This window comes from Pseudomonas sp. SH10-3B, assembly GCF_019891415.1.
GTDB lineage: Bacteria > Pseudomonadota > Gammaproteobacteria > Pseudomonadales > Pseudomonadaceae > Aquipseudomonas.
On the sequence record NZ_JAFLXD010000015.1, the window covers coordinates 88,449 to 102,127 of the forward strand.

The following is a 13,679-nucleotide window of genomic DNA, read 5'->3' on the forward strand; positions in this document are numbered from 1 at the left end:
CTACGTGTAAGGGAATCAGTCTTCGCTGATCGGCAAGGTGTAGTTCTTGAACTCGGTGTCTTCACGAAACCCGATTGACTCGTACGTCTTCTGCGCCACTTGGTTATCACTGCTGGTCGATACCCGCAGCCGCACCGCGTGAGTCTCCTTGGCCATCTTCTTCGCCGTGCGCATCAAGTTATCCGCCACCAGTTGCCGGCGCGCGTCTTCGGCCACATAGATGTCGTTGAGGATCCACACACGTTTAAGCGACAGCGAGGAAAAGCTCGGGTAAAGCTGGCAAAACCCGAGCAGGCGTTTGTCGTCGTCATCGGCCAGGGCCAGGTAGATCACCGACTCCTTGCGGCGCAGGCGCTTTTCCAGGAACGCCCGTGACGAATCCGGAAAGGGCAGCGCGCCATAAAACTCGCGGTATTTGACGAACAACGGAGTCAACAGGTCCAGGTGTTCCAGGGTCGCTTGAGTAATCCGCATGCCAGGCCTCAACTTCCAAATGGGGTATGACCACACGAGCGGCCGTGACTTGATGCTGCCTAAAGACGCTAAAAAGCGCAATCGTGCCGGGATCAGTCGGTGGGTGGGCTAAGCAGGAAATTGCCCTTCATCAGGTCCGGGTCGTCGGATTCGATCGTCTGAAGCTGGGCCTCGTCCTTCAGGTTGACCCCCGACAGCTGCCGGCGACACGCCTCTCGCATCAAGTACAGCAAGCGATGGGCCGCCATGCCATAGCTCAAGCCTTCCAAGCGCACATTGGAGATGCAGTTGCGATAGGCATCGGTGAGGCCGACCTTGGGGTTATAGGTGAAATACAGGCCCAGGCTGTCCGGCGAACTGAGCCCCGGCCGCTCACCGATAAGGATCACCACCATCTTGGCGCCGAGCAGTTGCCCGATTTCGTCGGCCACTGCCACGCGGCCCTGTTCCACCAGGATCACCGGCGACAAGGACCACCCTTCGGCGTGGGTCTGTTCTTCCATGCGCGTAAGAAACGGCAACGTATGTTTATGCACCGCCAGCGCCGACAAACCATCCGCCACCACGACCGCCAGGTCCATGCCGCCAGGATGCGCAGCCGCGTAATCCCGCAGGCTTTGGGCCGACTCGTCACTCAAGCGCCGCCCCAAATCCGGACGTTGCAGATAGCTATGCCGGTCGGTTGCCGCGCTGTGCAGCAACAGGCTATCGCGCCCACGCTCGGCCAACTGACTGCTCAGGCCGGCATGGTCGAAGGGCAGGTGCACCGCGTCCCGCGCCTGGGCGTGGGCAAATTGAAAATCCAGCTGTGCGTTGGTGGGAATGCTGGTACCGGTGCGGCCCAGCGCAATCCGCGCCGGGGTCAGGCGGCGCAGTTCCAGCCACGGGTTTTCAGGCAGGTCGAGTTGCACAGGCGGCTCCTTCATCCCAATTGCGCCAAAGCGTGGCGAAACGCCGGTGGCAGGCTGTTGCCAAAATGCACCTTGCCGTCGGCCTGCGTAAAGATGCCCATTTTTGCCAGCCACTGTTCAAACTCCGGCGCCGGTTTTAAACCCAATGTTTGGCGGGCGTATAAGGCGTCGTGGAACGAGGTGGTCTGGTAGTTGAGCATGATGTCGTCGGAGCCGGGGATACCCATGATGAAGTTGATCCCGGCGACACCCAGCAGGGTCAGCAGGGTGTCCATGTCGTCCTGGTCGGCTTCGGCGTGGTTGGTGTAGCAGATGTCGCACCCCATGGGCACGCCCAGCAGCTTGCCGCAAAAGTGGTCTTCAAGGCCCGCGCGGATGATCTGCTTGCCGTTGTACAGGTACTCGGGGCCGATAAAACCGACCACGGTATTCACCAGGAACGGCTTGAAATGCCGAGCCACCGCATAGGCGCGGGTTTCGCAGGTTTGCTGGTCGACGCCAAAATGCGCGTTGGCCGACAAGGCGCTGCCTTGGCCGGTTTCGAAATACATCAGGTTCTGCCCCAAGGTGCCCCGCTTCAGGCTCAAGCCCGCCTCGTAACCTTCCTGCAGCACGCTCAGGCTGATGCCGAAACTGGCGTTGGCCGCTTCGGTGCCGGCAATCGACTGGAACACCAGGTCCAGCGGCACGCCGCGGTTGATGGCTTCGATGGAGGTGGTGACGTGGGTCAGCACGCAGGCCTGGGTGGGGATTTCGTAGCGCTGGATGATTGCGTCGAGCATCTCCAGCATGGCGCAGATCGAGGCGATGCTGTCGGTGGCCGGGTTGATGCCGATCATGGCGTCGCCGTTGCCGTAGAGCAGGCCGTCGAGAATGCTCGCAGCGATGCCCGCCGGCTCGTCGGTCGGGTGGTTGGGTTGCAGGCGGGTCGACAGGCGCCCGCGCAGGCCCATGGTGCCGCGAAACTGAGTGACCACACGGATCTTTTGCGCCACCAGCACTAGGTCTTGCACGCGCATGATCTTGGACACGGCCGCGGCCATTTCCGGTGTCAGCCCCGGCGCCAATGCGCGTAAGGATTGTTCATCGGCAGCGTCGCTGAGCAGCCAGTCGCGCAGGCCGCCGACGGTCAGGTGGCTGACCACGGCGAAAGCCTGCTTGTCGTGGGTGTCGATGATCAGCCGGGTGACTTCATCGCTTTCATAGGGGATCAGCGCTTCTTCGAGGAAGTGTTTCAGCGGGATATTTGCCAGCGCCATTTGCGCCGCCACCCGCTCACCGTCGTTCTGCGCAGCGACGCCGGCGAGAAAGTCCCCGGAACGTGCGGGACTGGCCTTGGCCATTACGTCCTTGAGGCTGTCGAAGCGGTAGGTCTGTGCACCGACCGCGTGGGAAAAGCTTGCCATACAGTGTCTCCTTGACGACGCGGGCAGGAGAGGAACCCGCGTCGAGGTTTACGGCAGTTAGTGCAAGGCGGCCTCTGCGGCCTGGATCGCGGCGAATTCTTCTTCGGGCGTGCCTGCTACCAAGTGATGCCGGCTGTAGAAAGCAAAGTAAGCAATTAATACTCCATAGATGATTGCGGCGCCAATCACCACCCGTGGATCCACCAAAAAGCCCGCAACGACGGCCACGCAGGCCAGTACCAGGGCCACCCCGGACGTGAAGATGCCGCCCGGCGTGCGATAAGGACGGTCCATTTTGGGGCGACGAATGCGCAGGGTGATGTGCGCGGCCATCATCAGCACGTAGGAAATGGTCGCGCCAAACACCGCCACCAGGATCAACAAATCCCCCTGGCCGGTCAGCGACAGGCCGAAACCGATAATGCCGGGGATCACCAGCGCCAGTACCGGTGCCTTGCTCTTGTTGGTCTGGGACAGTTTGCGCGGCAGGTAACCAGCACGGGACAAGGCGAAGATCTGCCGCGAATAGGCGTAGATAATCGAGAAAAAGCTCGCGATCAAACCGGCCAGGCCGACCAGGTTGACGAAGCTGCCCATCCAGGTTGATCCGCCATAGGACAGCGCCAGCGCTTCCACCAGCGGGTTACCCGACTTGATCAGCGCATAGGTGCCCGCGCCGCCCGGTGCGATCACCAGGATCAACAGGGCAAAGCTGGTCAGCACCACAATGGCGCCGATCAGGCCCCGGGGCAGGTCGCGCTTGGGGTTCTTGGTTTCTTCGGCGGCCAGCGGCACGCCCTCTACGGCGAGGAAAAACCAGATCGCATAAGGGATCGCCGCCCACACGCCGACGTAGCCAAACGGCAGGAAGGTACTGGCGCCCTTGGCCTCGCTCACCGGGATATCCAGCAAGTTGGCGACATTGAAGTGCGGCACCATCGACACCAGGAACACGCCCAGCGCAATCGCGGCGATGGCGGTGATCACGAACATCAGCTTCAAGGCCTCACCGACGCCAAAGATATGGATGCCGATAAAGATGATGTAGAACGCCAGGTAGATCATCCAGCCGCCGATGCCGAACAGCGACTCGCAATAGGCACCGATAAACACCGCGATGGCGGCGGGGGCGATAGCGTATTCGATCAGGATGGCGGTGCCGGTGAGGAACCCGCCCCAGGGCCCGAAGGCACTGCGGGCAAAACCGTAGCCACCGCCGGCGGTGGGGATCATGGAAGACAGTTCGGCCAGGGAAAAGCACATGCACAGGTACATGGTGGCCATCAGCAATGTGGCGAGGAACATACCGCCCCAGCCACCCTGGGCCAGGCCGAAGTTCCAACCGGCGTAGTCGCCGGAGATCACGTAGGCAACGCCAAGGCCAACCAGCAGCACCCAGCCGGCGGCGCCTTTTTTAAGTTCGCGTTGTTGGAAGTATTGGGAGTCAACTTTTTCGAAGTCGACAGAAGATCCAGTCGGTTCGCTAGGCATGAAGAAGTACCTTTCATTGTTATTGTTTTTAACTCGGCCTCTGTGTGCCGAATGCAATTCGCAAGTACTTATGAAGATCTAAGTATGGGAGGGGCAAGCTCCTCCCACACTTGATTGCATTTGAACTGTGGGAGGAGGGGTTAGTTAGAAGAAGCCCAGCGGATTAATGTCGTAACTCACCAGCAGGTTCTTGGTCTGCTGGTAATGATCCAACATCATCTTGTGGGTCTCACGGCCCACGCCGGACTTCTTGTAACCGCCAAACGCGGCATGCGCCGGGTACAGGTGGTAGCAGTTGGTCCACACGCGGCCCGCCTTGATCGCACGGCCCATGCGGTAGGCGCGGTTGATGTCGCGGGTCCACACGCCAGCGCCCAGGCCGAACTCGGTGTCGTTGGCAATCGCCAGGGCTTCGGCTTCGTCCTTGAAGGTGGTGATGCTCACCACCGGGCCGAAGATTTCTTCCTGGAACACGCGCATTTCATTGGTGCCCTTGAGCAGGGTCGGCTGGATGTAATAACCGCCGGCCATATCGCCCGTGAGTTGTTCGACCTTGCCGCCGGTGAGCAATTGCGCGCCTTCGCCCTTGGCAATTTCCAGGTAGGACAGGATCTTGTCGAACTGCTGCTCGGACGCCTGGGCGCCGACCATGGTGTCGGTGTCCAGCGGGTCGCCGCGTTTGATCTGCTCGACTTTCTTCATCACTACTTTCATGAAATCGTCGTAGATCGACTCTTCCACCAGCGCACGGGATGGGCAGGTGCACACTTCGCCCTGGTTGAAGAACGCGAGCACCAGGCCTTCAGCGGCTTTTTCGATGAACGACGGTTCGGCTTTCATGATGTCGGCGAAGAAGATGTTCGGCGACTTGCCGCCCAGCTCAACGGTGGACGGAATGATGTTCTCGGCCGCCGCATGCATGATGTGCGAGCCCACCGGGGTGGAGCCGGTGAAGGCGATCTTGGCGATACGCTTGCTGGTGGCCAGGGCTTCGCCGGCTTCTTTGCCGAAACCGTGCACTACGTTCAGCACACCCGGTGGCAGCAGGTCGCCGATCAATTCCATCAGTACGTTGATGCCCAGCGGCGTTTGCTCGGCAGGCTTGAGCACCACGCAGTTACCGGCGGCCAAGGCCGGGGCGAGTTTCCACGCGGCCATCAGCAGCGGGAAGTTCCACGGGATAATCTGGCCGACCACGCCCAGTGGCTCATGGAAGTGGTAGGACGCGGTGTGTTCGTTGATTTCGGCGCTGGTGCCTTCCTGGGCGCGGATGCAGCCAGCGAAGTAGCGGAAGTGGTCGGCCGCCAGTGGGATGTCGGCGTTGAGGGTTTCACGCACGGCCTTGCCGTTGTCCCAGGTTTCGGTGATGGCCAGCAGTTCGAGGTTCTGTTCGATGCGGTCGGCGATTTTCAGCAGCACCAGCGAGCGGTCCTGGGCCGAGGTCTTGCCCCAGGCGTCAGCGGCAGCGTGGGCGGCGTCCAGCGCCTTGTCGATGTCTTTGGCAGTGGAACGCGGGAATTCGGCGATAGGCTTGCCGTTGACCGGCGAGGTGTTGGTGAAATAGTTGCCATCGACCGGGGCAACGAATTCGCCACCAATGAAGTTGCCGTACTTGGCCTTGAACGAAACGATCGCGCCTTCAGTACCGGGGTGTGCGTAACGCATGGTGGGTATCTCCTGGCTTTTATGTTTATTGGAGTGCAGCGCGCAAGCGCTTGGTAAAGCGTAGAGCAAAGGTTGGGCCAGTGCTTTGCAGGCCAGGTAAATCAAGGGCTTGGGGTTTGTTGCCAGGTCTCGTTGTGACACGTGTGGTACAGCGGCAGTGACAGTTTGTGCGATAAACGGTACAGGTCGTGACCGGTGGGTCGGCCCGGGATTGCATTGATCGGAGGGCTGGGGGATGCTGGACGCTCTCACGCAGGGAGAATAATAAGAAGATGCATAACGATCATTTCAGTCGCCATGCCCAGCAAGTCCTTACCGTGGCGCGCGGGCGCGATCCGTCCAGCGATCCGTCCATCGCCCGTTCCTGGCTGCGCTGCCTGGAGGATTACCACCTCGACCCTGCGCAAACCATTGCCCCTACGGTGCTTGAGCACGGTCGCCTGCTGGAAAGTCGCGAGCGCCTGCAACAGGTGCTGCATATTGCCGGCAGCGAGATGAACAGCCTGCACCAGCAGCTTTCCGGGGCAGGCCATGCGGTGCTGCTGACCGATGCGCGCGGGGTAATCCTCAACTGTGTCACGGCGCCGTCCGAGCGCAAGATTTTCGAGCGTGCCGGGTTGTGGCTGGGTGCCGATTGGAGTGAAGCCTGCGAAGGCACCAACGGCATCGGTACCTGCCTGGTGGAGCGCCAATCGTTGACCATTCATCGCGATGAACATTTCCGTGGCCGCCACACCGGGCTGACCTGTTCGGCGAGCCCGGTGTTCGACCCCCATGGCGAATTGCTGGCGGTGTTGGATGTGTCGTCGGCCCGGGAGGCGGTCTCGCGCCAGAGCCAGTTTCACACCATGGCGCTGGTCAACCTGTCGGCGAAGATGATCGAGAGTTGTTATTTCCTGCGCCACTTCGAAAACCATTGGCTGCTGCGCTTTCACTTGCAGGCCGAGTCGGTGGGGTTGTTCAGCGAAGGGTTGCTGGCGTTTGACGGCGAAGGGCGGATTTGTGCTGTCAACCAGAGCGCACTCAACCTGCTGGGGCAGGTGCGTGGTGGTTTGTTGGGGCAACCGGTGGAGGCGTTTTTCGAGTGTTCCCTGGACCAATTGCTCGGTCGCGCCAGTGCCAATGCCACCGCCAGTTGGCCATTGCGCACGCGAGATGGCCGGCACTTGTTCGCGGCCTTGCGCGGACAATCGCGCAGTGTGCCGGCGCCCATCGCCCAGCCTGCGCCGGTACGCCTGGCCGGTATCTGCCTGGGCGATCCGGCGCTGCAAAGTGACTTCCGTAAAGCGCTGCGGGTATTCGAGCGGGATGTGCCGTTACTGATTAATGGCGAAACCGGCAGCGGCAAAGAGGCCTTCGCCAAGGCGGTGCACCAGGCCAGCCAGCGCGCTGATCAAGCCTTCGTTGCGCTCAACTGCGCCGCCATCCCGGAAAGCCTGATCGAAAGCGAATTGTTCGGCTATCGCGGCGGCAGCTTTACCGGCGCGCGCAAGGACGGCATGCAGGGCAAGTTGCAACAGGCCGACGGCGGCACGTTGTTCCTCGATGAAATCGGCGACATGCCGTTGGCGCTGCAGACGCGTCTGTTAAGGGTGCTGGAGGACCGCATGGTGGTGCCCATCGGCGGTGAGCCCCAGGCGGTTGATGTCAGAATTATCAGCGCCACTCACCGGAATTTGCTGGAACGTGTGCAGGACGGCAGTTTTCGTGAAGACCTGTATTACCGGCTCAATGGTCTGGAAGTCGGCTTGCCACCGTTGCGTGAGCGCAGCGATAAGTCTCAGTTGCTGGACTTCCTGCTGGTGCAGGAAGCCGGCGGGCAGAGCGTACAACTCGACCCGGCAGCGCGTTCGGCGCTGTTGACCTTCGCCTGGCCGGGCAACGTTCGGCAACTGCGCACGGTGTTGCGTACGCTGGCGGCGCTGTGTGACGACGGGCGGGTCGGTCTTGAGGATTTACCGGCGGCGATCCGCCAGGCTCGGCCGCAACCGGTCGCCGAGGCCAGGCTTGCGGAGTCGCCCCTGGGCGACGCCGAGCGGCTCGCCTTGCTCACGGCTCTGGAGCAACAACGCTGGCACATGACCCACACGGCGGAGCAGTTGGGGGTCAGTCGTAATACGCTGTATCGAAAGCTGCGCCGGCACGGTATTGCACGGGCGGCTCCATAGATCGGTCCTACAGCTAAAGAGTGCGATTTTCGCCCCCCTGCGCTAACCTGCCTCGATGTTTACGAGGTCGACTATGCACATTCATATTCTTGGTATCTGCGGCACATTCATGGGCTCGATGGCGGTTCTGGCCAAAGAACTGGGCCATCACGTAACAGGCTCCGATGCCAATGTTTACCCGCCCATGAGCACGCAGCTTGAGGCCCAGGGCATAGAACTGACCCAGGGTTACGACCCGGCGCAATTCGACCCGGTGCCGGACCTGGTGGTGATCGGCAATGCCATGTCTCGTGGCAATCCGGCTGTCGAATACGTACTCAACAAAGGCTTGCCTTACGTGTCCGGCCCGCAATGGCTGGCCGATCATGTGCTGCAAGGTCGCTGGGTACTGGCCGTTGCCGGCACCCACGGCAAGACCACCACCAGCAGCATGCTGGCCTGGGTGCTGGAGCATGCGGGCATGAGCCCGGGCTTCCTGATCGGCGGCGTGCCGCAGAATTTCTCGGTGTCGGCGCGCTTGGGCGATACGCCTTTCTTCGTGATTGAAGCCGACGAGTACGACAGTGCGTTCTTCGACAAGCGCTCCAAGTTCGTCCACTACCGTCCACGCACGGCGATCCTCAATAACCTTGAGTTCGATCACGCCGACATCTTCCCAGACTTGGCGGCCATCGAGCGGCAGTTCCACCATTTGGTGCGCACCATTCCGAGCGAAGGCCTGGTTATCCACCCGACCACCGAGCCGGCCCTGCAGCGCGTGATCGAGATGGGCTGCTGGACCCCGGTGCAAACCACCGGTGCGGGTGGGCAATGGCAGGTCAAGTTGCTCAGTGAAGACGGTTCCCGGTTTGAGGTGCTGTTTGAAGGCGAGGCGCAAGGCATCGTCGAATGGGACATGACTGGCCAGCACAACGTCGCCAATGCCTTGGTCACCCTGGCGGCCGCGCGGCATGTGGGCGTGGTGCCGTCGATGGGCATTGCTGCCTTGAGCGCATTCAAGAGCGTGAAGCGCCGTATGGAAAAGGTCGCCGACGTGAATGGGATTACCATCTACGACGACTTTGCCCACCACCCAACGGCCATTGCCACCACCCTCGACGGCCTGCGCAAACGCGTTGGCGATGCCCCTATCATTGCTATTGTCGAGCCGCGCTCAAACTCCATGAAGCTCGGCGCACACCGCGACGGCCTGCCGGAAAGCGTGAACGATGCCGACCAGGTGGTGTGGTATGCCCCGGCCAATCTTGGCTGGGACTTGCCAGCGATTGCGGCGCAATGCACGGTGCCGTCGAAAGTATGTGATTCCATCGAGGGCATCATTGCGTTCGTCAAGCACCAGGCCAAGCCTGGCACCCATGTGGTGGTCATGAGCAACGGCGGCTTCGGCGGCTTGCACGGCAAACTGGCCGAGGCGTTGAAATGAGTGGACCCGAGCGCGTCACCCTGGCGATGACCGGCGCATCCGGCGCGCCGTATGGCCTGCGCCTGCTGGATTGCCTGGTGCGTGAAGACCGCGAGGTGCACTTCCTGATCTCCAAGGCCGCGCAGTTGGTGATGGCCACCGAGACTGATGTCGCGCTGCCGCCCAAGGTGCAGATGATGCAGGCCTTCCTCACCGAGTACACCGGTGCGGCGGCGGGGCAGATCAAGGTCTACGGCAAGGAAGACTGGATGTCGCCGGTGGCATCGGGCTCCGGCGCGCCAGCGGCAATGGTGGTGGTGCCGTGCTCCACCGGGACGTTGTCGGCGATTGCCACGGGCGCTTGCAACAACTTGATCGAGCGTGCTGCCGACGTGACGTTGAAGGAACGTCGCCAGTTGATCCTGGTGCCGCGTGAGGCGCCGTATTCGAGCATTCATCTGGAACACATGCTCAAGCTGTCGAATATGGGGGTGACCATCCTGCCGGCGTCGCCCGGCTTCTATCACCAGCCGCAGACCATCGATGACCTGGTGGATTTCGTGGTGGCGCGCATTCTCAACCTGTTGAATATCCCTCAGGACATGCTGCCGCGTTGGGGCGAACACCATTTGAGCAGCGATGAATAAGGCATTGTTGGTGATACTGGCGCTGCAGCTGGCCGGCTGTGCCACCGCGCGTACCCTGGACGCCGCGCAGCCCGGCGCGCCGGTGGTGTATGCCGGCACGCGGTTGGATTTGTATGCAATGAACGGCGGTTGCTGCGCCAAGGACCGGTTTGGTGCCGAGGCGCCGAGCTATCCCGGCGTCGACCTGCCAGCCAGCGCGTTGCTCGACACGCTTTTATTGCCGTTGTCAGTGTTGACGGTGCTGGGAGTAGGGTTTAACGCGACGGGCGGGCTCTAGCGCTGACGTGAAAGCACCACAAAACCAATGTGGGAGGGGCGGTGCGACGATTCGACTTTCCCCTCCCACATTTTTGCTTTGTGTTCGGCTTTATTTACCGAGCTTGCGCAGTTCGTCCGACTCCACCACCCGCACCCCATCCTGCTCTTCCAGCGCCAGGCGCCACATGGCCCGGGCCAGTTCGCAGACTTCAATGCCGTGGTATTTCCCCGGAATCAATCGTGACAGCGGCCCGGCCAGTTGCTCGGCCAAACGTGGCTCCAGCCGCTCCCCGAGCAGCAACGAAGGCCGCACGATGGTCAACTGCGGCCAGTCTTGAGCCTTCAATGCCTGTTCCATTTCGCCTTTGACCCGGTTGTAGAACACCGAGGATTTCGGGTCGGCGCCAATCGCGCTGATCACGATCAGGTGCCGCGCGCCCATTTCCCGTGCGCGCTTGGCGAAGGCCACGACCATATCCAGGTCAATCGCGCGAAAGGCTTCTTCCGATCCGGCTTTCTTGATGGTGGTGCCCAGGCAGCAGAAGGCGATATCCACCCGACCGCTCAGTTGCGGCAGGAACACCGCCGGATCGCCCACCGGGTTTTCCAGGTGCGGATGCTCGGCCAGTGGCTTGCGGCTTGGCGCGAGCACACGGGTCACGGTGGGTTCGTTGAGCAGGCGGTCGAGCAGGTGTTCGCCAGTGAGGCCAGAGGCCCCTGCGAGCAAGATATGCTGAGGTGTCAGGTACATGGTGTTTCCCCCTTGTTACACGTTACAGCTTAGTTGCCTTTGGCTTCCTTGCTATTCATTGAGACGCTTTCGAGCGCCTTTCGTGCCTGCTGCTTGCGTAATAATTGCCAATGGGCGATCACGCCTTTGGGGGCCCAGATCTGCGGTTCGGATGCTTCGAAGTTGTCCGCCTGTTCGCGTTCGCTCACATGCAACTGCGCGAGCTTGAAGGCTTGCTGCAAATCGTCGGTCTGGTTGAAGGCTTGGGCGAAGAGGGCATCGCCGAAGTAGGTGAAGTCGGCCTCTTCGGAGCAACCGAAGGACACGCGGTCGGCGCGCGAGGCGGTCATGATCAGGGTGCGTTCGTCCTTGAGCGCCGGGATGAAGCCGCCGGAGTAGCAGGCCGAGATCACGACGATCTTGTCGCGGTTTTTCAGCGGCGCCAGCACCGCGGCCAGCTCATCGGCGGGCAGGTCGGCCAGTTCCATGCGTGGTTGGTCCAGCACCAGTTCGTGTTCGTGGGTGCCGTGGCTGGTCAGGTAGATAAACACCAGGTCTTCCGGTCCAGTGCGCTCGGCCAGGGTCTGCACGGCACGGCGCAGGCTTTCGCGGGTGGCAAGTGGCCGGTCGGCGATATGGTCGCGGTGGTTGACCAGGCGGATCTGCCCACGGGCGCCGAAGCGGGTGGCGAGCATATTGCTGACGTAATCGGCTTCGCGCAGGAACACGCTTTGTTTGCCGTCGCCGGCCACGGCCAGGGTGTACAGCTCCACTGCGGAGGTGGACGCTGGCACGGCGGCGAGGGCAGCGTCCAGCAGGCGGCCCTGGGCCAGGACGCCGATCTCCAGCGGGTCGGGCAACAATGCGCCGTCGGCGTCACGCACGCGCATGCCGTTGACCCAGGTGCCGGCCAGCACGGTGCCGTCGGTGAGGACGAGGGTGCCCTTGCCCTGGTAGCTGTCGCTGTCGAAGCCGCCAATATAGAAGCTGCCATCGGTCAGGTTCAGGCGGCCTTCGCCGGTAAAGCGCCAATCGCTGAACTGGCCGACGTAATGGCTGCCATCCACGCCGATCAACTCACCCTTGCCGCTGAGTGCGCCTTCCTTGAACTGGCCGATCCACACGTCGCCATCGGCGTTTTCATAGCGGCCCTTGCCGTTGAGCTGGTTCTGCTTGAACTGGCCGACATAGATATCGCCGTCGGCGCTGTTGAACGTGCCGTTGCCCTCCAACTGGCCGTCGACGAAGTGGCCGCTGAACTGGTTGCCGCTGTCGTCATTGCGCTGGCCTTCGCCATTCGGCTTGCCGTGGGCGAACTGGCCTTGATACTGGCTGCCGTCGGCCAGCTCCAGGCGACCGAGGCCGGAATACTGGTCGTCTTTGAATTCGCCGCGATAGGTCATCTGCCCCTCTTTGAGGGTGCCTTCGCCGTTGCGCCGGCCGTTCTTGAACCCGCCCACATAATGGCTGCCGGCCGTGGTCAGGCTGCCCTGGCCATCGAACAGGCCCTGCTGGAACTGGCCTTTATAGACTTCGCCGTTGCTGCCATGCCACTCGCCCTGGCCGTGCCACTGGCCCTTGTCGAACTGCCCGGCGTACCAACTGCCGTTGGGGTAGTCCACGCGGCCCTGGCCTTGCAGCAAACCATTGACCACATCGCCCCGGTAACGGCCGCCGTCGGGCAGGCGCGCATCGGGCGGCAACAGCGATTCGCCATCTCCGCAAGCGGTGAGCAACAGGACAAGGGCAAGGGGAGCGAGTGGGCGCATAGCGGGATCCGGATAATTAAGCGCCGAGTATGCCGCAGCGAGGGAGCCATACCTAGTGGTCTATGGGCTAATAATGACCTGTAGGAGCCGGCTTGCCGGCGAGGGTCGTCAACGCGGATGCTGGCATTCAGGAGGAACGCGGCGCCTGGGCGTTTTTCGCTGGCAAGCCAGCTCCTACAGTGGGCGGTTGTGTATTAAACGAAGTAGAGCGACAACGACTCGGCCACGTAGGCGGGTTTTTCCTGGCCTTCGATTTCCAGGGTAGCGGTGGCCTTGAGCAGCCACTGGCCGGGTTTTTTCTCGGTGACATCGGTGAGCGTCACGTTCAGGCGCACGTTGGAATTGACCTTCACCGGCTGGATAAAACGCACGCTGTCCAGGCCGTAGTTGACGGCCATCTTCAGGCCTTCGGGCACGATCAGGATGTCTTCCATCAGCTTGGGCATCAGTGACAACGACAGGAAACCGTGGGCGATGGTGCTGCCGAACGGCGTCTGTGCAGCCTTGACCGGGTCGACATGAATGAACTGATGATCGCCGGTGGCTTCTGCGAACAGATTGATACGGGCCTGATCGATGGTGAGCCATTCGGAACGTCCCAGTTCCTTGCCGACATAGTCTTTGAGCTGCGCTACGGGTACATAGGGCATTGCGTCTCTCCTTGGTTCATCGGTTCTGTTTTTTGGGGTTACAGAGAACCAATGTAGATCATCATGGCCAACCAGCCCGGTCAACCCACCATGCTTTTGGCGAATGCC

Annotated in this window: 12 protein-coding genes; 4 read left to right on the top strand and 8 right to left on the bottom strand. The window is 61.5% G+C overall.

The features are described from left to right. Window positions 1–15 precede the first annotated feature (15 nt). The 5 genes from J1G35_RS13950 to J1G35_RS13970 form a co-directional block, all read right to left on the bottom strand. A complete protein-coding gene (locus tag J1G35_RS13950; protein ID WP_053138152.1) occupies window positions 16–474 on the bottom strand; it encodes a GNAT family N-acetyltransferase in 459 nt (152 codons plus the stop codon). Between the two features lie 92 nt (window positions 475–566). Next, on the bottom strand, window positions 567–1,400 hold the full coding sequence (gene eutC / locus J1G35_RS13955) for an ethanolamine ammonia-lyase subunit EutC (RefSeq protein WP_053138150.1): 834 nt from the start codon (window positions 1,398–1,400) through the stop codon (window positions 567–569). Continuing rightward, the gene (locus tag J1G35_RS13960; RefSeq protein WP_053138148.1) at window positions 1,397–2,791 is read right to left on the bottom strand and encodes an ethanolamine ammonia-lyase subunit EutB; all 1,395 of its coding nucleotides are present in this window, start codon (window positions 2,789–2,791) and stop codon (window positions 1,397–1,399) included. Before J1G35_RS13960 ends, eutC begins: the two co-directional genes overlap by 4 nt. 57 nt (window positions 2,792–2,848) lie before the next feature. Then, complete coding sequence (gene eat, locus J1G35_RS13965; protein WP_053138146.1) at window positions 2,849–4,282, bottom strand: ethanolamine permease; 1,434 nt, start codon at window positions 4,280–4,282, stop codon at window positions 2,849–2,851. A 144-nt stretch (window positions 4,283–4,426) separates the two neighbouring features. Then, on the bottom strand, window positions 4,427–5,947 hold the full coding sequence (locus J1G35_RS13970; RefSeq protein ID WP_053138144.1) for an aldehyde dehydrogenase family protein: 1,521 nt from the start codon (window positions 5,945–5,947) through the stop codon (window positions 4,427–4,429). Between the two features lie 272 nt (window positions 5,948–6,219). Between J1G35_RS13970 and J1G35_RS13975 the strand changes: the two genes are divergently transcribed. From J1G35_RS13975 to J1G35_RS13990, 4 genes are all read left to right on the top strand, one after another. After that, entirely contained in the window at window positions 6,220–8,115 is a 1,896-nt protein-coding gene (locus J1G35_RS13975) for a sigma-54-dependent Fis family transcriptional regulator (RefSeq protein ID WP_223015225.1), read from the top strand. Window positions 8,116–8,188: 73 nt separating this feature from the next. Beyond that, window positions 8,189–9,538, top strand: coding sequence for a UDP-N-acetylmuramate:L-alanyl-gamma-D-glutamyl-meso-diaminopimelate ligase (mpl, locus tag J1G35_RS13980; protein ID WP_053138137.1), 1,350 nt, complete (start codon window positions 8,189–8,191; stop codon window positions 9,536–9,538). Further along, complete coding sequence (gene ubiX / locus J1G35_RS13985; protein WP_017735613.1) at window positions 9,535–10,164, top strand: flavin prenyltransferase UbiX; 630 nt, start codon at window positions 9,535–9,537, stop codon at window positions 10,162–10,164. Before mpl ends, ubiX begins: the two co-directional genes overlap by 4 nt. Beyond that, window positions 10,157–10,441 (top strand): YceK/YidQ family lipoprotein, encoded by a 285-nt coding sequence (locus tag J1G35_RS13990; protein WP_027605223.1) that lies wholly within the window; start codon window positions 10,157–10,159, stop codon window positions 10,439–10,441. Before ubiX ends, J1G35_RS13990 begins: the two co-directional genes overlap by 8 nt. Before the next feature lie 90 nt (window positions 10,442–10,531). Here J1G35_RS13990 and J1G35_RS13995 read toward each other — a convergent pair whose 3' ends face one another. The 3 genes from J1G35_RS13995 to J1G35_RS14005 form a co-directional block, all read right to left on the bottom strand. Continuing rightward, window positions 10,532–11,173 carry an oxidoreductase gene (locus tag J1G35_RS13995; RefSeq protein WP_053138134.1) on the bottom strand — a complete coding sequence of 214 codons (642 nt, stop codon included), beginning with the start codon at window positions 11,171–11,173 and terminating at the stop codon, window positions 10,532–10,534. Between the two features lie 29 nt (window positions 11,174–11,202). Next, window positions 11,203–12,921 (bottom strand): C13 family peptidase, encoded by a 1,719-nt coding sequence (locus tag J1G35_RS14000; RefSeq protein WP_223015226.1) that lies wholly within the window; start codon window positions 12,919–12,921, stop codon window positions 11,203–11,205. Between the two features lie 194 nt (window positions 12,922–13,115). After that, complete coding sequence (locus J1G35_RS14005) at window positions 13,116–13,571, bottom strand: MaoC family dehydratase (protein WP_053138128.1); 456 nt, start codon at window positions 13,569–13,571, stop codon at window positions 13,116–13,118. Between the last annotated feature and the right edge of the window lie 108 nt (window positions 13,572–13,679).